We start from the raw sequence: 21707 nt of genomic DNA on the forward strand, positions 1-21707 counted from the left end.
TGGCGTACGGCATTCACGTACACGACCCCACTCGCACCCGGAAGGAACGCACCCCGCATGCGTAGTCCCCTCCCGCGTACACCTCCGCAAAGATCCCCCCTGGTGGCGGCCGCCGCCGTCGCGCTCGCCACGACGGCCGTCCTCGTCCTCCCGCAGTCGGCAGCCGCGGCGGAGACCTCGCCGGTCGGCTTCGGCGCCGGGACCACCGGAGGCGGCAGCGCCTCGGCCGTCACCGTCTCGACCCTGAGCGCCTTCAAGACAGCCGTCACCGGCAGCACGGCCAAGGTCGTCAAGGTCAACGGCCTGATCTCGCTGAGCGGTCAGGTCGACATCGGCTCCAACACGACGGTCCTGGGCGTCGGTTCGTCCTCCGGTTTCACCGGTGGCGGGCTGCGCCTGAAGAAGGTGACCAACGTCGTCGTCCGCAACCTGAACATCAGCAAGCCAGTCGCGCCGGCCGACGGCATCACCGTCCAGGCGTCGACGAAGGTGTGGATCGACCACAACTCCTTCTCCGCGGACCGTAATCACGACAAGGACTACTACGACGGTCTGCTCGACATCAACCACGGCTCCGACTACGTCACGGTGTCCTGGAACACCTTCAAGGACCACTTCAAGGGCTCGCTCGTCGGCCACAGCGACAACAACGCGAGCGAGGACACCGGGCACCTGCGGGTGACGTACCACCACAACCAGTTCAGCAACGTCTACTCCCGCATCCCCAGCCTGCGCTTCGGCACCGGTCACTTCTACGACAACTACGTCGTGGGCGCCGAGACCGCCGTGCACTCCCGCATGGGCGCCCAGATGCTCGTGGAGAACAACGTCTTCCGCTCGACGGTGGTCGCGGTCACCACCAGCCGCGACAGCGACGTGGACGGCTACGCCAACCTGCGCGGAAACGACCTCGGCGGAGCCGCCACCGAGATCTCGCGGGTCGGCACCTTCACCACCCCTCCGTACAGCTACACCGCCGAGCCCGCCTCGACCGTCGTCGCCTCGGTGACGGGCGGCGCCGGCGCCGGGAAGCTCTGACGCTCCCGGCCGGCGTTCCGGACACGGCAGGCACGACAGGCCCACCCCAGACGGACAGACTGACCAACAGAAGGAATCGGGACATGACTTCTGCAGCTCGGCCGCGCGCCCGCACGCGCGCACTGACCGGCGCCATGGCCGCACTCGGCCTCTCGGTTGCCATGATCATGACAGAAAGCGCTCTCACTCCGGCCGCCGCCGCCACCTGGCCCACCGCGAACGGCAGCCAGGCCGTCTCCTCCACCATCTCGGTGTCCGGCACCAAGGACTACGGGATGAAGCGCCTCTACGGCACCGGAGACCTCGGCAGCGGCAGCCAGGACGAGGACCAGGGGCCGATCCTGGAACTGGCCGCCGGCGCGGTCCTCAAGAACGTCATCATCGGCGCCCCCGCCGCGGACGGCATCCACTGCCTGGGCAGCTGCACGCTGCAGAACGTGTGGTGGGAGGACGTCGGCGAGGACGCGGCGACGTTCCTCGGCTCCTCGTCGTCCAACGTCTACACGGTCTCCGGCGGTGGCGCGAAGGAAGCCAGCGACAAGGTGTTCCAGTTCAACGGCGCCGGCACGCTGAACGTCTCGAACTTCGCGGTGAAGAACTTCGGCACGTTCGTCCGCTCGTGCGGCAACTGCAAGAGCGCCCAGTACAAGCGGACGATCAACCTCAACACGATCGAGGCGACCTACAAGGGCAACAAGCTCGTCGGCATCAACACCAACTACGGCGACAGCGCGACCCTGAAGGCCATCACGATCGTCGGGGACAGCAACAAGAAGATCGTTCCGTGCCAGAAGTACATCGGCAACAACACCGGCAAGGAGCCGACCACCAACGGCTCCGGCCCCGACGGCACGTACTGCAAGTACGCGGCGTCGGACATCACCTACAAGTGAGAGCTCGGGTGAGGGCTCGGGTGCCGGGCCGCGAACGGGCGGTGGGCGTCAGGTTCCCGTGACGCACTCCCCTGATCGCGGCACGGTGCAGGCGGCCGTATCCGGTGTCACGCGGGGCGCCGGGTACGGCCGCACTCTCACACCCCGCCGTGCTCGTGCTCGTGCTCGTGCTCGTGCTCGTGCTCGTGCTGCGGGACCGTGTCTGCCAACTCCTGCCGGTAGCCCTCGTAAGCGGTGCGGAGGTCCGCGCCCGGCCAGTCGCGCGGGAGGAGTTCGGGGGGCAGCACCGGGTCGGCGAGCAGATGGCGTACGACGGCGGCGAAGGTCGCCAGGCGGTCGGCCGGACGCCGGGTCCGGCCGGCGCGGGCGAGCAGGGACCGGGCGGAAGCGGACCAGTCCTCCAACGGCCACAGCGCGGCGGCGAGTTCACCGGCCGGCCGGTCCGGCCGAGCCGTGTAGTGCTGCGCCACCTCGTCGAGCCGCTCCGGCAGCGGGCGGCGCAGATTCGCGGGCCGCAGCCACACGCCCTCACGCAGTTCGGCGAGTCGGCCGGCGGCCAACCGGGCCCGCAGGTCGGCGCGTTCGGCGGGGCCGCGCCCCGTGGCCGTGATGACGACCATCTCCCAGTCGCCGCCCCACGCGCGCGTGTGCGGGTGAACGGCCTCGTCCTGCCGGTGCTGCCGGGCGAGCAACCGGTCGCTGAGACGGTAGCGGGTCTCGGCGCGGCGCAGATCGCCGGCCGCCACCATCCGGCTCAGCGCGGCGCGCAGCGTGGACGCGCCCACGCCGAAGGGCTCCACGGCCCGGACGAGCTCCCCGGCCGACAGCTCCGGCGGGTGCGCTCCCAGCAACAGGCTCAGCACGACCGACCGTGCGGACAACGGCCGCAGGCCGGCCTCGGCGGCCCGCACGGACACGTTCCTCGGCATGGTCACGTACTGTACGGCCCTTCCCGATGTTGCACTATTGCTGCGACCGCAGCGAGAGTGCAACATGGGTCCATGGCCCCGACACCCGCGCCCCAGCACCACACCACCCATGACGTCACCAACCAGCCCCCTCCGTCGGCGCCGTACGACGCCGCCGAGGACACCGCCCTGCTCGAAGGGCTCCGGCGGGAGGGTGCCGGCTGGGCCGAGGAGGACGTCCGGCGGCTCGGGCTGGCGGCCGGCAGCGCCGAGGCGCAGGAGTGGGGCGAGCTGGCGAACCGGCACGAGCCGGAACTGCGCACGCACGACCGTTACGGCAACCGGATCGACGAGGTCGAGTTCCATCCGAGCTGGCACCACCTGATGCGGGTCGCGGTCGCCGAGGGCCTCGCGGGCGCGCCGTGGGCAGACGACCGGCCCGGCGCCCATGTCGCCCGCACCGCCGGCGGACTGGTGTGGGGCCATACCGAGGCCGGGCACGGCTGCCCGACGTCGATGACGTACGCGGCCGTACCCGCGCTGCGCAGACAGCCCGACCTGGCGAAGATCTACGAACCCCTGCTGACCGGCCGCGAGTACGAGCCCGGACTCCGGGTGCCGACCGAGAAACCCGGCCTTCTGGCGGGCATGGGGATGACCGAGAAGCAGGGCGGCTCCGACGTCCGTACGAACACCACCGTGGCGACGCCCAGCGCCGAACCCGGGGTGTACACCCTGCGCGGGCACAAGTGGTTCACCTCGGCGCCGATGTGCGACGTGTTCCTCGTGCTGGCCCAGGCGCCGGACGGCCTGTCCTGCTTCCTGGTGCCCCGCGTCCTGCCCGACGGCACCCGCAACACCTTCCGCATCCAGCGGCTCAAGGACAAGCTCGGCAACCGGTCGAACGCCTCCTCCGAGCCCGAGTTCGACGAAACGGTCGCCTGGCTGGTCGGTCCCGAGGGGCAGGGCGTCAAGACGATCATCGAAATGGTCAACTGCACGCGTCTGGACTGCGTGATGATGTCGGCCACCCTGATGCGCAAGACGCTCGTGGAGGCGGGGCACCACGCGCGCCACCGCAGCGCGTTCGGCGCCCGGCTGGTCGACCAGCCGCTCATGCGCAACGTACTGGCCGATCTGGCGCTGGAGTCCGAGGCCGCGACCACGCTCACGCTGCGGCTGGCCGGATCTGCCGACCGGGCGGTGCGCGGGGACGCCGGGGAGGCCGCGTTCCGCCGGATCGCCACCGCCGTCGGCAAGTACTGGGTCACCAAGCGGGGGCCGGCCTTCACGGCGGAGGCCCTCGAATGCCTGGGCGGCAACGGTTACGTCGAGGAGTCGGGCATGCCCCGCCACTACCGGGAGGCCCCGCTGCTGTCGATCTGGGAGGGCTCCGGCAACGTCAACGCCCTCGACGTCCTGCGGGCCTTGCGCCGGGCACCGGGCGCCGCGGACGCCCTGTTCGGCGAACTCGCCCTGGCACGGGGGGCGGACGCCCGGCTCGACGGGGCCGTGACACGGCTCGGGAGCATGCTGTCCGAGACGGCAGAGGCCGGTGCCCGCCGGCTGGTGGAACTGATGGCCCTGACCCTCCAGGCATCGCTCCTGGTCCGGCACGCCCCCGCCCCGGTCGCCGACGCCTTCTGCGCGAGCCGCCTCGGCGGCGACTGGGGCCACGCCTTCGGGACGCTCCCCGACACCGCCGGCCTGAACCCGATCCTGGAACGGGCGCTGCCCTAGCGGCGGGGCCGGTGGGCGGGCGAACGTGCCGTCTCGGGGTGCGGGCGGGCGGTCTCCCCGAGCAGCCCTCTCACCGGGCGGCCCGTCTCGCGGGTCGCCCGGGGCCCTCGTGCTGGAGATGCAGGTCAGCCGGTCGTGCGGCCCCACAGCGGGCCGAAGCGGGACCACTCGACGTCCCACTCGTCCATGCGGCGGCGTTCCATGCGGCCGCGCAGCATGCGGCCGCCGACGAAGGGCACAGCCGCGGCGCTCACCCCCACCAGGCCGCCGATCAGGGAGGCCCGCAGCCGGGCCTGGGAGACGGTGGCGGGCCGCGTCACCAGGCGGCCCTGCCGGTCCGTCCACACGGTGACGGGAGCGCCCGGGGCGCTGCCGGGCCGGACGCGGACCTGCCCGGTGTGGGAGGTGTTCCCGACCGTCCAGGCGACCTTGGCCCAGACCCGGTCACCACTGGCCGAACCCGCGTGCGCGGACGCCGTTCCGGGGGCCCTCCCGGTGAGAGTGGCGACGACGGGACGCCACTCCACGCGTTCCCGGGCCAGCCCGTCCTCGACCGACCGGGTCGACGCCAGACCGGCCAGGACTCCGACGAGGAGGGTGAGCAGCCAGGCGCCGAGTACGACCCAGGCCTCCACCGCGTCCGCGCGGCGCCTGAGCGGGTTGCGCCGCCAGCGCCACAGCCAGACCTTAGGACCATGGAACGCCATCGAAGGCATCCTCCTCATGAGCGCGGGAACGTGCCGGACCGCCTTCCCATACGGGAGACGCCTCCGGGATGCTCACGGCGGCTCCCGTGACTCCACCGTCCCATGGGTTCCCGGCTCCCGCACGCGCCCCGGCCCGAGGTGGTCCCGGCACCGGGAGGCGGGTCGTCACCACCGTTCCCACCTGCGGCGAAGCGCATTTCGCGCGTACTGTCAGTGGCGGGGTGCAGACTGGCCGGTGTCTGAGACAAAGATGTCGCGGAGGTGATCGGCATGACCGAAGTACTGCTCGCCGTGGGCACGCGCAAGGGCCTGTTCATCGGGCGTCGGCGCGGTGGCGCCTGGGCGTTCGACGAGAGCCCCTACTTCAACGCGCAGGCCGTGTACTCGGTCGCCATCGACACGCGCGGCGACAGCCCGCGGCTGCTGGCCGGAGGCGACAGCGCCCACTGGGGGCCCTCCGTGTTCCACTCCGACGACCTCGGCCGGACCTGGACGGAACCGGCCCGCCCCGCCGTCAAGTTCCCGCCGGACACCGAGGCGTCGCTGGAGCGGGTGTGGCAGCTGCACCCGGCGGCGGCCGAGCCCGACGTGGTGTACGCGGGCACGGAACCCGCCGCGCTGTACCGCTCGGAGGACCGGGGGGAGAGCTTCGAGCTGGTCCGCCCACTGTGGGAGCACCCCACGCGCTCGAAGTGGGTTCCGGGTGGAGGCGGCGAGGGCCTGCACACCGTGCTCACCGACGCCCGTGACCCGCGCGCGGTCACCGTGGCCGTCTCGACGGCCGGGGTGTTCCGCACGACGGACGGCGGGGAGAGCTGGACACCCTCCAACTCCGGTGTGTCCGCGGTGTTCCTGCCGGACCCCGACCCGGAGTTCGGCCAGTGCGTGCACAAGGTCGCCCGGGACGCGGCGGACCCCGACCGGCTCTACCTGCAGAACCACTGGGGCGTCTACCGCAGCGACGACGCGGGCGGGCACTGGACGGACATCGGGGAGGGCCTCCCCTCCACGTTCGGTTTCGCGGCGGCCACCCATCCCCGCCGCGGCGACACGGCGTACGTGTTCCCGATCAACGCCGACGCGGACCGGGTACCCGCCGACCGGCGCTGCCGTGTCTACCGCACGGCGGACGCGGGCAGGAGCTGGGAGCCGCTCACGGCCGGCCTGCCGCAGGAGGACCACTACGGCACGGTGCTGCGCGACGCCCTGTGCACGGACGACGCCGACCCGGCGGGCGTGTACTTCGGCAACCGCAACGGCGAGCTGTACGCCTCCGCGGACGACGGCGACAGCTGGCAGCTCCTGGCCTCGCACCTGCCGGACGTGCTGTGCGTGCGGGCGTCGGTGACCGGATGAGGCGAGGTGGTCGAGGCCCGGCCTCGACCACCTGTCGATCTGCGGGGCGGGTGCGGCGCGTGATCTGCGAGGCGGGCGCGGCGGCAGGGTGACGGCCGTGCACCACGCCCCGCACGAATCCCCCGAACCGGGCTGAGCCCGCCAACGGCCCGGTCTCCGGGGCGGTTTGGCTACGGGTGAGGGGCGGGCAGGGCCACACTCGCCGTCAAGGGCTCGTCCGCTCTTCCTCCCGGGGTACGGCGTATCCGGGCACGGAAGGCCATCGCACGGTCAGGACGACGGACTCGTCCTCCGCGACCCAGGAGTGATCCACTCCCTGGCCCCAGACCACGTAGTCGCCCTGTTCCTCCAGCAGCACGCTACGACCGGGGAACTCCATACGGAAGCGACCGTTGATGAGCACCAGGAGGGCTGTCCGCACTTCGCCCTTCACCCACCGCGCTCGCCGCTCGCCCCGTGGGTGGACGCCCCATTTGACCTCCACGGCCTCGCTGTGGCGGGGACCACCGTGCTCCTTGAAGTGCCCGAGCAGCCATCCCTGGTCGAGCGCCGCGTCCTTGCCCGCGTTGCCCACGTACACGCCGTCTTCCATGCGCCCGAACGCTAGCAGTCGACCCCTGCGGCAGTCACAACGCGATCAACGCCTGCGGAACAGGCTCCCTGAGCCGGCGAAGGCTCACCGGAGGGCGTCGCTCAGCAGGCTCGCGGCCACGGCCGCTCCGTCGGTGCGGATCCCGCCGCCCAGGGCCCTCGCCCGCGCCCGGGTCTCGGATGCCAGGGCCGTCTTGAACGCGAGCTCCAGGGACTCGCCGGTCGCGGTCGGACCATCGAGTGCCACACCGATGTCCAGGTCGGCCACCCGGCTCGCCCAGTACGGGTTGTCCGACAGCTGAAGAGGGACCACCACCTGCGGTACGCCCGCCCGGGCGGCCGTCACCGTCGTGCCCGCGCCGCCGTGGTGCACCACGGCGGCCGTCCTGGCGAACAGGCGCTGATGGTTGACCTCGCCGACGGCGAAACAGTCGTCCCGGCCGTCGGCCAGGTCCAGGTCCGCCCAGCCACGGGAGACCAGTACACGGTGTCCCTGCGCGAGGATCGCCTCGACGGCCCGGTCGGCGATGTCCGCCGACGGGCGCATGCTGCCGAAGCCCACATAGACCGGTGGCGTGCCCGCCTCCAGGAACGCCTCCAGTTCGGCCGGCAGCGGGCGTTCGTCCGGCAGACCCCATGAACCCGTCTGCGTCACGTCGAGGCCGGGGGTCTCCCGCCACGGCCCCAGGACCGGGTCCGCCGCCAGCCACGGCCGGTCGGTGAAGACGTGGTCGCGGACGTTGTCCACCGGTGGCAGACCGAGCGCTGCCCGGTGGCCGTTGAGGGACTCGGCGAACTGCGCGTTCACGTGGTGGGCGTCCGCCTCCCACAGCGTCCGGTTGTCGTTCGCCTCCGGCGCGGGCCAGCCCGGCCGCGGCGGCGGCGCGTGGTGCGGCGACGGCAGGTGGACCGCCGCGTAGCTGGCGTACACGTAGCGGATGCCCGCGGCCTCGGCCACCGACCGTGCGGCGATCTGCGCCAGGCCGGCCGCCACCAGCACGTCACATCCGTCGGCCGCCGCGGGGAACACGTCGAACTGTGTGTCGACCATCTCGGTCCGGTACCGGGCCAGATCCGCCGCCGACGGAAGAGTCGTCCCGCGCATCAGCGCCCGCACCGGTGGCCCGACCGGCACCAGTTGCACCCGAAGACCCGCGAGCCGCTCCGCGAACTCGTCGTCCGGCGGGGCGCACATGCGCACCTCCACACCGAGCGCCTGCAGCCGTACCGCGAGTGCCACCAGCGGTTCGACATCGCCACGCGTTCCGTATGTGGACAACAGCACCCGCATTCCGCGTCCTCCTTCGTTCTGTCTTCGCAGACGATTCCGTCGGTGCCCGCCCAGGCGTCGAGCGGTCCTCATCGACGGCGACGCGGCAGCCGTAGCGGGTGTGCGGCAGCAGTGTACGTCGCGTGGTGCGGCGCGCGGCGGTGGTCCCCGAACACCGGGCTGCGGTGCCCGCGCACGTCCTGCCGACCGGGCGGGGAAGCAAGTGAGCGCCGTCGGGGAGGAGTTGAAGGCGGACGACGCGGCCACTCGCGGACGGCCCCGTCGATCAACGCCCTCTCGCGTGAGGCGTCCCCGGTGGCTACGGTGAGCGCCAGCGTGCCTTCCTGGCCGATGGTGCAGCGTCGGCCCCGGGCTGCCCGTACGCGACGAGGCGTGCAAGGTTCCCGTTCCTCACACAACCTGAGAGCCACTCCATGCATAGGTCGTACGCGCCCATCCCCGATGTCTCGATCATCTTGCCCTGCGCCGGGTTCGGAACGCGCTTCAGGGCGCCCTACCCGAAGGAACTGCACTGTCTCGCTCCTGGGGTCACCGTGCTGGACCGCAGCCTGGAGGCCGTCGTCGAACTGGCGAAGAGCGGACTCTACGTGCGCCTGGTCGTCGTGTTCGGGGCACACAAGCTGGACACGGTGAGTTATCTCGCGCGCTACGCCGACCTCTTCCACATGGTCTTCGTCTATCAGGACGAGTCGTTCGAGCCCGGTCTCGACGGCGCGATACGCTCCGCCCTGCCGATGACGCTGGGACCGGTCGCCCTTGTCCTGCCTGACATCGTTATCAACGGTCCGGGCAGTGCCGGCAGTCTTCTCAGCGCCCTGCGACACCTCGGGGTGGCGGGTTGGAGCGTGGTGGCCGCCGAGGAGCGGGACGCCGGCACGCTGCAGCAGATGGGCGCACTGGCCGTGGTCGAGAGGGACGGCGTGGCGACGGTCGGGGCGGCCACCGACAAGCCGGCGGATCCGTCGGGCTACAACGCGTTCTGGGGCATGGTGGCAGTCACCGAGGAGGAGGCGCACCGGTTACCCGACGTGGTGAGCAAAGGGGCGGACAGTCCACTGGCCGGTGCGGTCGCTCTCATGGTGGAGGGAATCGTCAACTACAACACCGTGGCCGGCTGACTCCACGGGCCTCGGCGAACCCGTGCGCGGGTGGCGCCACACACGCTCGCCGGGATCATCGACCGTCTGCTTCCGGGGCGTTGGGGGGTCAGGCCCGTCGGGTGGGCAGTCACGCGCGCCATGCCCTACGGCAGTCGCCAGTCCACCGGCGCGGCCCCCAGGCCGAGCAGCAGGTCGTTGGCCCGGCTGAACGGACGCGAGCCGAAGAAGCCGCGGTCCGCCGACATCGGGGACGGGTGCGCCGACTCGATCGCCGGCAGATCCCCCAGCAGCGGCCGCAGGTTGCGCGCGTCACGGCCCCACAGGACCGACACCAGCGGCTTGCCGCGCGCGGCGAGCGCCCGGATCGCCTGATCGGTGACCTCTTCCCAGCCCTTCCCGCGGTGGGCGCCCGGCTTGCGCGGAGCCGTCGTCAGTGCCCTGTTGAGCAACAGCACGCCCTGGCGCGTCCACGGCGTCAGATCACCGTTGGACGGTCTGGGCAGTCCGAGGTCGGAATGCATCTCGCGGAAGATGTTCTCCAGACTCCCCGGCAGCGAACGCACCTCCGGCGACACCGCGAAGCTCAGCCCGATGGCCATACCCGGTGTGGGGTAGGGGTCCTGCCCGACGATCAGGACGCGGACGTCGTCGAAGGGCTGCTGGAAGGCTCTCAGGACGTTCGCCCCGGACGGCAGATAGGTCCGGCCCGCCGCCACCTCCGCCCGGAGGAAGTCCCCCATGGCGGCGATGCGTTCGGCCACGGGTTCAAGAGCCTTCGCCCAGCCCGCGTCGACAAGTTCGTTCAAGGGTCGTGGTGCCACGGCGCGTCACTCTACTGGCACACACAGACGTACCGCATACACGGGAATCCTCCGCGCGGGCCCATCCCCCAGCCGCTACTCTTCCTCCGCGGCACGGTCGCCGAGCAGATCACCCGGCCGGTCACCGAGAGGAAGGGGAGCTTGGTGCGTCCAGTGCCCAAGCCACTCCGCGGGGGTCAGCGCCCTCCCTCCATGATGTCGGCGGCCCGCGGCGACCGGTGTCTGCCGTGACCAACGCACCGGCCGCGCCGGGGGCGGACGCGCCCGGATTCCTGGCCGTGGACTCGGGGGGCTCCGGGCTGCGGGTCGTCGTCGGGACGGCGGAGCGCGGCGAGCTGGGCCGGCGGCAGACCCGGGAACCGGTGCGCACCGGTCCGCGGGGTCTCGACCCGGAGCACCTGATGACTCAACTGGTGCCTCTGGTGCGGGCGTTGGTTGCCGAGACCGGGACCGTGGGGCTGGACACGGCTGTCGTCGGAGCCGCGGGGCTGGCCACCCTGGGCGACGCGTTGCGGGCCGAGCTGCCCGCCGCCCTCCGGCGGGAGCTGGGTGTCCGCACGGTCGCCCTGGCCGCCGACGCCGTCACCGCCTACACCGGCGCGCTCGGGTCCCGGCCCGGCGCCGTCGTCGCCGCCGGCACCGGACTGATCGCGGTCGGCACGGACCTGGCCCGCTGGCGCCGCGCCGACGGCTGGGGGCACCTGCTCGGCGACTGCGGCGGCGGCGCGTGGATCGGGCGGGCCGGGCTGGAGGCCGCGCTGCGCGCCTGGGACGGGCGGGCGGACGGTTCCCAGCCGCTCCTGGCGTCCGCCGAGGAGATGTTCGGCCCGATGCCGGAACTGCCCGGCAAGCTGTATCCGCGCCCGGACCGCCCCGCCGTACTCGCCTCCTTCGCGCCCCGGGTGGCCGCCCGCGCCGCCGACGACCCCGTCGCCGCGGGCATCCTGCGGGACGCGGCCCGGCACATCGCCGACGCGGCGGCCGCCGTCTGCCCGGCCGAGGGCCGGCCCCTGGTCGCACTGACCGGCGGCCTGTCCGCACTGGGCGACCCGCTTCTGCTGCCGCTGGAGCGGGAGCTGGCGAAGCGGCTCCCGCACGCGCGGCGGGTGCCCGCCGAGGGCGATCCGCTGTACGGCGCGGTACGCATCGCGGCCGGGCTGGCGACGGGTGACCTCACCCTGCCGGGCGACGAGAAGCTGCTGCGGGTGGTGACCGCAGAGGGGGATTGAACGGTCATACGGCGCCTGTCCGACAAGGTGGTACACATCACACACCCGTCGGCGCCCTCCCCGGGGAGAACGCGCTGATCACTCGCGATCCGTCCGTAACTCATCAGACAAAACCGGACGGATACCGCTCACCTGCACCCTCCCCGAACAGGGGAACCCCGGAAACCAGTAACATGCGACGCCATGAGCTCCCCCACTGGGCCCGCGTCCGGCCTGCCAGTACGAATGCCGCGACCCCGCCAGCCCGGGCGGCACCGCCGACCTGAGCCCCTGGCGGCTCCCGAGGGCGCGCCCGCGCTCGTCCTCGCGGTGCCGGGCACGCCCGGTCCCGCCACGCGCGGTCTCGCCGAGGAGGTCGTGAGCATCGCCCGCTCCGAGCTGCCCGGCCTCGACGCGCGGATCGGGTACCTCGACGGGGACGACTCCGAGTTCCCCACGCTCCAGGTCGTGCTCACGCGCGCCGCCGAGGAGCGCACCGCCCGCTATGCGCAGGCCAAGGCCGCCGGCCTGGACGTCCGTGAGCCGGACGGCCCGGTCGCCGTCGTCGTGCCGCTGCTCGCCGGCCCCGACGGGTCGCTGCTGCGCCGCATACGCCAGGCGGTGATGGAAAGCCGTATCGCCGCGGACCTCACCGACGTGCTGGGCCCGCACCCGCTGCTCGCCGAGGCGCTGCACGTGCGGCTGTCGGAGGCCGGCCTCGCCCGCGCCGACCGCGCCCGCCTGTTCACCGTGGCGACCGCGGCGGACGGCATCGTCCTGGCCTCCGTGGGCGGCGAGGAGGCCGTGCAGGCGGCCGGTATCACCGGCATGCTGCTGGCCGCGCGCCTGGCCGTGCCGGTGATGGCGGCGGCGCTCGACCAGGAGGGCTCGATCGCCTCCGTCGCCGAGCAGCTGCGGTCCTCGGGTTCGCAGCAGCTGGCGCTCGCGCCGTACCTGATAGGGCCCGAGATCGACCCGGGCCTGGTCACGGAGGCCGCCAGGGAGGCGGGCTGCTCGGCCGCCGACGCGCTCGGCCCCTACCCGGCGATCGGCAAGCTCGCCCTGGCCAAGTACACGACCGCGCTGGGCATCGCCCCGCAGCAGGCGCAGGGCACGCCGGTGCGCTGACCCGCCCGGCATCCCGTACACACCGAGGGCCCGCTCCAGGCAGAGGAGCGGGCCCTTCGCCGTGCGGGGCGGGTCGGCCGGCCTCCGGCCGGACCAGAGCCGTACGCCATGGCGGGCCGGGGTCGCAGCCGACCGCGCCGACGGCGCGGTGTCCGTGCGCGGTGTCAGCCGAGCACCACGCACGACGCGGCGGGGACGGCGACGGAGCCGCCGTGCCGCGGCAGCCCGGTGACCGGGTCGACGGCGAACCAGGCGACGTCGCCGGAGCGCTCGTTCGCGACGTAGAGGAACCCGCCCGACTCGGCGATCGCCCGGGGCCAGTGTCCGCCGCAGGGGGTGGTGGCGAGCAGTCTCAGGCCGTCCTCCTCGACCGCGAAGGTGGACAGGACGTCCTCGCCGCGGGTGGCGGTCCACACGAAGCGGCCGTCGGCCGAGGCGACCACGCCCGACGGGTAGGCGTCGCCGGCCGGGGCGCCGGGCAGCACCGGGATCTCCGTCAGCGGCTTCAGCACACCCGGCGAGGCGTCCCAGCGGCACACGGTGACGGTCGGGGCGAGTTCGTTGAGCACGTAGGCGTACGGGCCGTGGGGGTGGAAGGCCAGATGGCGCGGTCCGGAGGCGGGGCGCAGCGCGGTCTCGTGGTGGACGCGGAGGCGGCCCTCCGTGAGCCCGCACACCCGCACCGAGTCGGTGCCGAGGTCGACGCTGACGGCCCAGCGGCCGCTCGGGTCGGGCTGGACGTGGTGGGCGTGCGGCCCCTGCTGGCGGGGGGTGTGCGGGCCCGATCCGGTGTGCGTGAGCACCCCGGACGCGGTGGCCGCGAGTGAGCCGTCGGCGCGGACGGGTACGGCGGTGACGCTGCCGGAGCCGTAGTTGGCGGTCAGGACGTGTCCGGCGAACAGGCTGAGGTGCGTGGGGCCGTTGCCGCCGACCGGGACGGGCCGGCCCACCGGTTCGGGCACGTCGTGGGCGACGCGGTACGCGGCCACCGCGCCCTCGTCCGTCTCGCTGACCGCGTACAGCGTCCCGCCGTCGGCCGACAGGGCCAGGTAGGAGGGGTCGCGAAGGCCGTTCATGCTGCTCAGCAGGGTGAGCGCACCGGTGTCCTGGGCCACGGCCGCCGTCACGATCCCGGGGCCGCCGGCCGCCGTGAACGACCCGATGAAGGCGCGCCGCCGTCGTCCGCCGTCTGTCACCGTCGTCCCCTTCGCGTCAGTGCTGTTCGGGGCGACGGTAGCAGTCGATCACCGGCGGTCTAGACCAAAAGAGGGACGTCCGCAGACCCGGGGACACAAGCCCGGGACCGTGCCGGTGGCCGGCTACGCGCCGACCCGTGGTGAGCCCGGTGGCCGGCTACGCGCCGACCCGTGGTGAGCCCGACGGCGTGCGCAGGGGCGCGGCCAGGTCCGCGAGGGCGCGCTCCAGGCCGTGCAGGTGGGTCAGGGCGGTGTCCGTCGCGGGCGGCCGGAGTGCGGCGGCGGGGACGTTCGCCGAGCCGCCGGTGAGGGCCTCCACCGCTGACTCCACCCGCCAGCACGCGGCGGCGAGGCGGGCGTCGTGGGAGGCCTCCGGGTCGGCGGCCACGGACACCAGACCGCGGATCTCGCGGGCGCAGTCGTCGAGCAGGGCGAGCACCTGCCGGGCCCGGCGCTTGCGGCCGAGCATCGGGTTCAGCGGGTGCACCAGCGGCGCCACGGACAGCCGTACCCGGCCGAGGAGCTGTTCCAGTTCGGCCACGCGCCGCGCCGGGTCGGCACTTCGGGAGCCGGCGAGTCGCGCGGCGGCCTCGGCGGTGCACGCGTGGACGCAGCGCAGGGCCCGCTGGATCCAGGCGTCGGTGGTGGCGTGGGTCGTGACCGGCAGGACGAGGACGACCGCGAGCGCGGCGCCGAGCGCCCCGACGCCGGTCTCCGCCAGCCGCAGCGCGAGCAGGGCGGGGTTCAGGACGCCGAGAACGCCGTAGAGGAGCTCGGCGAGGAGCGTCACGCCGAGCATCATCCAGGTGTACGACACGGCAGCCGAGTAGAAGATGCCGAAGACGCAGACGGCGAGGAGTACGGCGGTGGGCAGCGGGGCTCCGTGCAGCGGAACGGCGACGAGCAGGCCGAGGCCGATGCCGATCACCGTGCCGAGGACCCGGCGGAAGCCGCGGACCAGGGTCTCGCCGCGTGAGCTGGTGTTGACGAAGATCCACCAGGTCGCGCCGACGGCCCAGTACCAGCGCTGGCCGGACACCAGCTGACCCACGACGAGGGCGAAGCCCGCGCCGGCGGTCACCTGGACCGCCTGGCGTGTCGTCACCCGGGCGAGGCCGGTGCCCGCGGAGGGGGCGGGCAGGGCGGCGGGGGGCAGGCGGCGCTCGTAGCACCACAGGCCGAAGCGCACCGCGGCGGCCGTCAGCACGGACAGCGCGACGGCGGCGAACAGTTCGGGCAGCCGCTCGGTGGTGGCGTGCAGGAACTGCGCCACGAAGAAGGTCATGAACGCGAACACGCCGAGGCTGTGCCCGCGGGGTCCCCAGCGGCGCGCGTACACGCCCGCGCCCGTCACGGCGAGGAAGGCCAGGTCCCGCGCGAGGGGGTGGTCGTGCAGGGTGGCCGCGGCGGTCAGCACGGGCAGTCCGACGGCGGGCAGCAGCGCGGTGGTGACCGCCTGGCCCCGGACCGTGTGGTCCGTGACGGTGAACAGGGCGAGCAGCGCGGCGAGCCCGCCGGTGACGGCCCCGACGAGTGAGTGCCCGGCGAGGCCGCACGCGACCACCGCGCCGCCGATGCCCAGGACGGCCCGCGCGGCGAAGCGCAGGCGCACCCGTCCGGGGTCCGGAGCCACGAACACCCTCTTCAGCACTGCTTGCTCCCCCTCGGAGGCCGCTCCGAAAACCCGGCGCGGATCGGCCGCACGCGCTCGCGGGTCTCCGCGCGCGCACCGGCATGGAAAAGGCGCCGCGGAGTCCGCAGCGCCATCGACACCCCCATGAGAGCACCCCACCCGCCCCTGGCTCAACCGACACCAGGAAGGGTGGGCCATTGGCACAGTTTCGCTGGCCTGTGCAAGGCCGGGCACCTACCAACGGACCACGTCACCGTGTCTGCGCGGGGAGCGCCCCGCTGGGCCATTGGTACAGTCGGAGGTGATCACCGAGGTACGAGGAGGCCGTCGCGCCGTGGCCGTGGACGAGCTCGACACCCGCATCCTGCGACTGCTCCTGGAGCAGCCGCGCACCAGCGTGCGCGAGTACGCCAGGGTCCTCGGCGTCGCGCGCGGCACGCTGCAGGCCCGGCTGGACCGCCTGGAGCGGGACGGCGTGATCACCGGCACGGGCCCGTCCCTCTCCCCCGCCGCGCTCGGTCATCCGGTGCTGGCGTTCGTGCACATCGAGGTCACCCAGGGCCACCTCGACGACGTGGGCGACGAACTGGCCGCCGTACCGGAGATCGTCGAGGCGTTCTCGATCACCGGCGGCGGGGACCTGCTGACGCGGGTCGTGGCGCGTGACAACGCCCACCTGGAGGACGTGATCCAGAAACTCATCAGCCTCCCAGGTGTCGTGCGCACCCGCACCGAGGTGGCGCTGCGCGAACGCGTCCCGCACCGGCTGCTGCCCCTGGTGGAGTCCATCGGGCGGACCGGCCGGAAGTGAACCCGGGCGGCGGATGTCCGCCCGGGTCGACAGGCAGCGGGGGGGTCGGCCCGCCGGTTCAGGGGCGGGTCTCGAAGTGGGGCTTCGGTGCCGGGCGGATGTTCTGGTTGAGCCGGAAGACGTTGTCCGGGTCGTGGTCGGCCTTGACGCGGGCCAGCCGGTCGTAGTTGTGGCGGTAGCTGGCCCGGACGCGTTCCTGCCCCTCGTCCATCATCATGTTCACGTAGGCGCCGCCCGCCGAGTAGGGATGCAGGGCCTCGAAGTAGTCGACGGTCCACCGGGTGACGCGTTCGGCACCCGCCGGGTCGGAGTCGACGCCGGCGTACACGGACGCCCAGCGTGCGCCGCGGTAGGCCCAGGGGGTCTCGTCGGGGCCGACGTCGTGGGCGGCGCCGTCGATCGGGTAGAGGTGCATCGTCGACTGCATGGTGGGCGTCTCCGCGCCGTACTTGGCGTGCAGTTCCACGGCCTCGTCCGGGATGGCGTCGACGAAGTCGGCGCGCCAGTACCACTGGTGACCGGGCGGATAGAGCCCGTCGAACATGGACTGCATGTCGGGGTGCGGCATCGGTCCGGCCGCGTGCAGCAGCGGTGTGGGCAGCGCGTCGAGCAGCGGGGCCATCTCACGGGCCGCCGCCTCGGTGTCGTCGCCGACGTAGCACCACACCACGCCGGCCGTCTTGCGCAGCTGGATCTCCTCGGGGAACGGCGGGGCCGGCGGGACGGTGCCGTGCAGGAAGAAGCCGGTGAGCTCGCGGGGCGCGTTCGGGAGGAAGTCGCGGTAGGCGGCGAGGACGTCGGCGCTGGCCTCGACGGGCCAGAACGTGGGGCCGGCGATGACGGTGCTCACCTCGTGCAGCCGGAACAGGAACGACGTGACGACGCCGAAGTTGCCGCCGCCGCCCCGGATCGCCCAGAACAGGTCGGTGTTCTCGTCGCCGCTCGCCCGCACCCGCTGGCCGTCCGCCAGGACGAGGTCCGCCTCCAGCAGGTTGTCGATGGTCAGGCCGCACTTGCGGGTCAGGTGGCCGAGCCCGCCGCCGGTGGCGAGGCCGCCGACGCCGGTGGTGGAGATGATGCCGCTGGGGGTGGCGAGGCCGTGCCGGTTGGTGGCGCGGTCCACCTCGCCCCACACGCAGCCGCCGCCGACCCGTACCGTGCGGGCCTCCGGGTCGACCTGGATGTCCTTCAGCAGGGACAGGTCGGCGACCACTCCTCCCTCGACGGTGCCGAGGCCGGCGCCGTGGTGGCCGCCGCCCCGGACCGCGAGCCGCAGTCCGTGGGTACGGGCGAAGCCGATCACGTCGGCGACCGCGGCCGCGTCGGCGCAGCGCGCGATGAGCGCGGGACGCCTGTCGATCATGGCGTTGTAGACGGCGCGGGCGTCGTCGTAGCCCGCGTCGTCGGGGCCGATGAGCTCGCCGGTGAAGCCGGTCAGTTCCTGGCGGGGGCAGCCGGTCGTCACCCGCGTGCTCCAGGACGGTGACGGCCTCCCGGGCGGCTTCCTGGGCCGGGGCGGCGTCCCCGGCCCACCAGTGGATGCGCGACAGCCAGCGCAGGTCGGCGCCCAGGGCGCGGATGTCGCCGAGCGTGCGGCGCAGGGCCACCGCGTCCCGCTGGGCGGCGACGGCGGCGGCCGAGTCGGCGATGGTGTAGCTCTCCACGGCGTAGCGTTCGAGCAGGTCGGCGAGTTCGGCCGGGGTGTAGCGGTGCCGCGCGCGCAGGACGAGCCGCAGCTGGGCGGCGGCCTCGCGATGGGCCCCGGCGCCCGCGGCGTCCCGCGCGGCGTCGGGGCCGTAGCGGGCGACGGCGTCCTCGTCGCCGGCCTGTGCCGCGTGGTGGACGAGGCGGGCGGCGTCGGACCCCGGGCGGGCGACGAGCGCCGCGAGGACGGTCCGGTTGAGTTCGATACGGCGGGCGGCGGGCAGCGAGTCGGCGACGGCCCGGCGGATCAGGTCGTGCCGGAAGGCCACCCGCTCCGGCGCCACGGCCAGCAGACCACGCTGCTCGGCCGCCGTCAGCCCGGCCATCCCGTCCGCGAGCAGCGCGTCGATGAGGGGGCGCTCGACGGCGGACGGTACGACGGCCAGCTGCTCCAGGGCGGCCACGGTCGCGGCGTCCAGGCCGCGGAGCCGGGCGAGTACGGCGTCCACGACGGTCGGGGGCACGACCCCGGTGCCGCCCGCGGCCAGCACCTCCGCGACGAAGAAGGGGTTGCCCGAGGTCACCTGGTGGACCTCGGCCGGGTCGAGGTCGAGCCGCCCGGCCGCGCTCAGCGTGCGGACGGCGTCCAGGGAGAGGGGGGCCAGGGGGAGCCGGTGGACCCGCTGGGCGCGGGAGACCTGGCCGAGGAGGTGACGCAGGGGGTGTCCGCTGCTCACCTCGTCGTCGCGGTAGGTCAGGACGAGCAGCGCGGGCAGCCGCTCGATGCGCCGTACCAGAAAGCGCAGGGCGTCCAGCGACGCCTCGTCCGCCCAGTGCACGTCTTCCACGACGAGTACGGCGGGATGGGGTGTCCGGGCCAGTTCCTCGTGGAGGGCCGCGTAGACGCGGTTGCGGTCGCCGCCCTCCGTGACGGCACGGGCCAGCTCGGTGCCGACGCTGCCGACGAGGTCGCGGAACGGGCCCAGCGGCCGTCGGGTGGCGAGGTCGTCGCACTCGCCGACGAGGACCCGGGCCTGCCCGGGCAGCCGTTCCGGCATGGCTTTGACCAGGCTCGACTTGCCGATCCCCGCCTCGCCGAAGACGAGCACGACCGACCCGGCCCCGTCCGCTGCTTCCTGTGCGGCGGCAGCCAGTCGCACCAGCTCGAACTCGCGCTCGAGGATGGGCAGGTCCACGAGTGAGATTCTGCCACTGACCGCCCCGGCGCCGGGGGTTCTCGGGCGGCCGGCAGACGCACGGGACTCGTACGCCGGCACACGGAACCGGCTGCTCCGGGGCCTGCGGCCGCGGATCCGGGACAGGGTTGCCCTGGGCCCCCGATCCCTTTGTCGCTTTGTCGCTTTGCCGCTTTCACGTCCTGCCGACGCCGCCCTGTCGGACGGGCACCGCCCCCCGCCTCGGCACCGCGCTACGAGCGCCGGCGGGGCTTTCCGCGCTGGGCGCCCTTGGTGGACCTGGCCCCCTTGGCGCCGCCGCCCGACCCGGTACCACGGGAGCTCTTGCCCGCGGCCGGCTTGCGGGCGCCGCTCTTCTCCGGCCGCTTGCGCTCCTGCTGCGTCTGGGCCTCGGGCTTGGCGCGCCCCCGGGTGCTGTTGACCGTGCGGCCCCGGACGATCCCGATGAAGTCGTCGACCAGGTCGGTCGTCGCGTCCTCCGGCCAGGACAGCGCGACTCCGGACTCCGGCGCGTCCACCAGCGGGCGGTACGTGAGGTCCTTGCGGTGGTGGAGCCTGGCCAGCGACTGGGGGACGGCGAGGAGGCCGATGCCCGCCGCGACCAGCTCGACGGCGTCCGCGGTCGTGGCGGGGCGTTCGAAGGCGGGCAGGCCCGGCGGGCGTTCCCAGTCGAGGACGTCGTCCAGGGGGTGCAGCAGGATCTCGTCGGCGAGCTCTGCCGCGGACACCTGGTCGGCGGCCGTCACCACGTGGTCGTGGGGAACCACGACGACCGTCGTCTCGGTGTACAGGGGGATCGCGCTCAGGACGCCGCGGTCCACCGGCAGCCGCACCAGGGCCGCGTCCGCGTCGCCGCCGCGGAGCACCTCGGACGCCTCGGCGGCCTGCACCTGCACGAGGACCAGGGGGACGTCGGGCCGGCGCTCGTTCCAGATCCGCACCCACTTGCCGGGGGTCACGCCGGGGACGTACGCGAGGCGGAACGAGGAAGGTGCTTGCGAGCCTGTCACCAGGCCAGGCTACCGGGCGTGGTCGGACGTCCCTCCGGCGGTCGATAGTCTTGACACCATGAAGTCGCACCAGAGCGCCCAGACGATGAAGCCCGCCACCGCGGCGAAGAAGCTGGGCGTGTACCTCCCGGCCACCCCCGAGGACTTCCGGTCGGGCGTTGTCTCGCGCGCCGAACTCGGCGAGCTGCAGGAGAACCCGCCCGAGTGGCTCCAGCAGCTGCGGAGCTCCGGCCCGCACCCCCGGCCGGTGGTCGCCGCGAAGCTCGGCGTGTCCATCGCGGGTCTCGCGCGCGGCGGCGTCACCGAGGCGCTCACCACCGAGCAGATCGAGGCACTGAAGCAGGACCGGCCCGAGTGGCTGGAGAAGGAGCGCGCCACGCAGGCCGAGGTGCGCAAGGAAGCCGCGCGGCTCAAGCAGAAGAACGACGAGCAGGACGCTTCCTGACCGCCTGACTGCGCTGACCGCCTGGCTGCCCTGACGGCCTGATCATGTCACCGGGGGCGGCGTCCTCGCGTCGTCACGGCGCGGAGTGCGCCGTCCTCGCGTCGTCACCGCGCGGAGTGCCGCCCGTGCCGTTCACCGCGCGAGCGCCGTCCGTGCCGCGTCCAGCGCCTGTACCGCGTAGCCGCGTCCGAACAGCACCGTGTGCACCAGCAGCGGGAACAGCTGGTGCAGTGCGACGCGGTCCGCCCAGCCGTCGGCCAGCGGCCGGGCCCGCCGGTAGCCGTCCAGTACGGACTCCAGATGCGGGCAGCCGAAGAGGTGGAGCATCGCCAGGTCGGTCTCGCGGTGCCCACCGTGTGCGGCCGGGTCGATCAGCCAGGCATGTCCGTCGGCGCTCCACAGCACGTTGCCGTTCCACAGGTCGCCGTGCAGTCGTGCGGGCGGCTCGGCCGGGCCCGCCAGTTCGGGCAGCCGCTCGCAGACCCGCTCGACGACGGTCGCCTCCGCCGGGCGCACGGTCCCGGCGTCGACCGCTCGGCGCAGGTACGGCAGCACCCGGTGCCCGGCGTACCAGGACGGCCAGTCGCGACCGGGGACGTTGCGCATCGGGGCGCGGCCGATGTACGCGTCCTCGGGACCGCCGGGCGGCGGGGCGCCGAAGGCGGGAGCGCCTGCGGCGTGCAGGGCCGCCAGCTCATGGCCGAGGCGGAGCGCGGCGCGGGCGGCGGGACGTCCGGCCGGGATGCGGTCGGTGACCAGCCACTCCTCGTCGAGACCGCGCACGGCCGGAACCCGCGCCCCGGCCGCTGCCAGCCAGCGCAGTCCGGCCGCCTCGGCCCGCACCCCGCCGGGCTTCACCACGACGGTCGGGCCGCCGTCGAGAGTGACCACGGTGAGTCCGCCGGCCCCCCGGTGCTCGCCGGTCACCGCGAGCCCGGTGAGCCGGGCGGCCGCGGCTCCGGCCCCTTCGGCACTGTCGCCTCGCCGCACT

General features: G+C 73.5%; 19 protein-coding genes and 1 pseudogene. 9 read left to right on the forward strand and 11 right to left on the reverse strand.

The window, feature by feature from the left end; all coding sequences use genetic code 11:
- Positions 1-57: 57 nt before the first annotated feature.
- Positions 58-1038, forward strand: coding sequence for a pectate lyase family protein (locus AC07AZ_RS08415; protein WP_478845134.1), 981 nt, complete (start codon positions 58-60; stop codon positions 1036-1038).
- An 83-nt stretch (positions 1039-1121) separates the two neighbouring features.
- Positions 1122-1931 (forward strand): pectate lyase, encoded by an 810-nt coding sequence (locus AC07AZ_RS08420; RefSeq protein WP_478845136.1) that lies wholly within the window; start codon positions 1122-1124, stop codon positions 1929-1931.
- 137 nt (positions 1932-2068) lie between these two features.
- On the opposite strand, the gene AC07AZ_RS08425 is transcribed toward AC07AZ_RS08420, so the two are convergent.
- On the reverse strand, positions 2069-2860 hold the full coding sequence (locus tag AC07AZ_RS08425) for a PaaX family transcriptional regulator C-terminal domain-containing protein (RefSeq protein WP_478845138.1): 792 nt from the start codon (positions 2858-2860) through the stop codon (positions 2069-2071).
- A gap of 72 nt (positions 2861-2932) precedes the next feature.
- Between AC07AZ_RS08425 and AC07AZ_RS08430 the strand changes: the two genes are divergently transcribed.
- A complete protein-coding gene (locus AC07AZ_RS08430) occupies positions 2933-4579 on the forward strand; it encodes a DNA alkylation response protein (RefSeq protein ID WP_478845140.1) in 1647 nt (548 codons plus the stop codon).
- A gap of 125 nt (positions 4580-4704) precedes the next feature.
- Here AC07AZ_RS08430 and AC07AZ_RS08435 read toward each other — a convergent pair whose 3' ends face one another.
- Entirely contained in the window at positions 4705-5286 is a 582-nt protein-coding gene (locus tag AC07AZ_RS08435) for an Rv1733c family protein (RefSeq protein WP_478845142.1), read from the reverse strand.
- A 270-nt stretch (positions 5287-5556) separates the two neighbouring features.
- Between AC07AZ_RS08435 and AC07AZ_RS08440 the strand changes: the two genes are divergently transcribed.
- Complete coding sequence (locus tag AC07AZ_RS08440) at positions 5557-6642, forward strand: WD40/YVTN/BNR-like repeat-containing protein (protein WP_478845144.1); 1086 nt, start codon at positions 5557-5559, stop codon at positions 6640-6642.
- A 205-nt stretch (positions 6643-6847) separates the two neighbouring features.
- Here AC07AZ_RS08440 and AC07AZ_RS08445 read toward each other — a convergent pair whose 3' ends face one another.
- Together AC07AZ_RS08445 and AC07AZ_RS08450 are read right to left on the reverse strand one after the other, a co-directional pair.
- Positions 6848-7234 (reverse strand): cupin domain-containing protein, encoded by a 387-nt coding sequence (locus AC07AZ_RS08445; protein WP_478845146.1) that lies wholly within the window; start codon positions 7232-7234, stop codon positions 6848-6850.
- 84 nt (positions 7235-7318) lie between these two features.
- Complete coding sequence (locus AC07AZ_RS08450; RefSeq protein ID WP_478845148.1) at positions 7319-8524, reverse strand: glycosyltransferase; 1206 nt, start codon at positions 8522-8524, stop codon at positions 7319-7321.
- A gap of 533 nt (positions 8525-9057) precedes the next feature.
- Between AC07AZ_RS08450 and AC07AZ_RS08455 the strand changes: the two genes are divergently transcribed.
- Positions 9058-9642 carry a glycosyltransferase family protein gene (locus AC07AZ_RS08455; protein ID WP_478845150.1) on the forward strand — a complete coding sequence of 195 codons (585 nt, stop codon included), beginning with the start codon at positions 9058-9060 and terminating at the stop codon, positions 9640-9642.
- Positions 9643-9767: 125 nt separating this feature from the next.
- Here AC07AZ_RS08455 and AC07AZ_RS08460 read toward each other — a convergent pair whose 3' ends face one another.
- Positions 9768-10445 carry a uracil-DNA glycosylase gene (locus tag AC07AZ_RS08460; RefSeq protein WP_478845152.1) on the reverse strand — a complete coding sequence of 226 codons (678 nt, stop codon included), beginning with the start codon at positions 10443-10445 and terminating at the stop codon, positions 9768-9770.
- A gap of 218 nt (positions 10446-10663) precedes the next feature.
- Here AC07AZ_RS08460 and AC07AZ_RS08465 point away from each other — a divergent pair, with 218 nt between their 5' ends.
- Positions 10664-11674 carry an N-acetylglucosamine kinase gene (locus AC07AZ_RS08465; protein ID WP_478845154.1) on the forward strand — a complete coding sequence of 337 codons (1011 nt, stop codon included), beginning with the start codon at positions 10664-10666 and terminating at the stop codon, positions 11672-11674.
- 183 nt (positions 11675-11857) lie between these two features.
- On the forward strand, positions 11858-12781 hold the full coding sequence (locus tag AC07AZ_RS08470) for a sirohydrochlorin chelatase (RefSeq protein ID WP_478845156.1): 924 nt from the start codon (positions 11858-11860) through the stop codon (positions 12779-12781).
- Between the two features lie 164 nt (positions 12782-12945).
- Here AC07AZ_RS08470 and AC07AZ_RS08475 read toward each other — a convergent pair whose 3' ends face one another.
- Both AC07AZ_RS08475 and AC07AZ_RS08480 read right to left on the reverse strand, forming a co-directional pair.
- Positions 12946-13977 carry a lactonase family protein gene (locus AC07AZ_RS08475; protein ID WP_478845158.1) on the reverse strand — a complete coding sequence of 344 codons (1032 nt, stop codon included), beginning with the start codon at positions 13975-13977 and terminating at the stop codon, positions 12946-12948.
- Between the two features lie 157 nt (positions 13978-14134).
- Positions 14135-15628 (reverse strand): FUSC family protein, encoded by a 1494-nt coding sequence (locus AC07AZ_RS08480; RefSeq protein WP_478845160.1) that lies wholly within the window; start codon positions 15626-15628, stop codon positions 14135-14137.
- Between the two features lie 316 nt (positions 15629-15944).
- On the opposite strand from AC07AZ_RS08480, the gene AC07AZ_RS08485 reads away from it, so the two are divergent.
- A complete protein-coding gene (locus AC07AZ_RS08485; protein WP_356038484.1) occupies positions 15945-16421 on the forward strand; it encodes an Lrp/AsnC family transcriptional regulator in 477 nt (158 codons plus the stop codon).
- A gap of 58 nt (positions 16422-16479) precedes the next feature.
- On the opposite strand, the gene AC07AZ_RS08490 is transcribed toward AC07AZ_RS08485, so the two are convergent.
- The 3 genes and pseudogenes from AC07AZ_RS08490 to AC07AZ_RS08500 form a co-directional block, all read right to left on the reverse strand.
- Positions 16480-17886, reverse strand: coding sequence for an FAD-binding oxidoreductase (locus AC07AZ_RS08490; protein ID WP_478845163.1), 1407 nt, complete (start codon positions 17884-17886; stop codon positions 16480-16482).
- A gap of 997 nt (positions 17887-18883) precedes the next feature.
- Positions 18884-19342: pseudogene (locus AC07AZ_RS08495) on the reverse strand (ATP-binding protein); the annotation flags it as partial.
- A gap of 152 nt (positions 19343-19494) precedes the next feature.
- The gene (locus AC07AZ_RS08500; RefSeq protein WP_478845165.1) at positions 19495-20271 is read right to left on the reverse strand and encodes a LysR substrate-binding domain-containing protein; all 777 of its coding nucleotides are present in this window, start codon (positions 20269-20271) and stop codon (positions 19495-19497) included.
- A 58-nt stretch (positions 20272-20329) separates the two neighbouring features.
- On the opposite strand from AC07AZ_RS08500, the gene AC07AZ_RS08505 reads away from it, so the two are divergent.
- A complete protein-coding gene (locus AC07AZ_RS08505; protein ID WP_478845167.1) occupies positions 20330-20716 on the forward strand; it encodes a DUF5997 family protein in 387 nt (128 codons plus the stop codon).
- 132 nt (positions 20717-20848) lie between these two features.
- Here AC07AZ_RS08505 and AC07AZ_RS08510 read toward each other — a convergent pair whose 3' ends face one another.
- Positions 20849-21706, reverse strand: a complete 858-nt coding sequence (locus AC07AZ_RS08510; RefSeq protein ID WP_478845169.1) for a fructosamine kinase family protein — start codon at positions 21704-21706, stop codon at positions 20849-20851.
- Between the last annotated feature and the right edge of the window lies 1 nt (position 21707).

Source organism: Streptomyces sp. NPDC043878, from assembly GCF_056435735.1.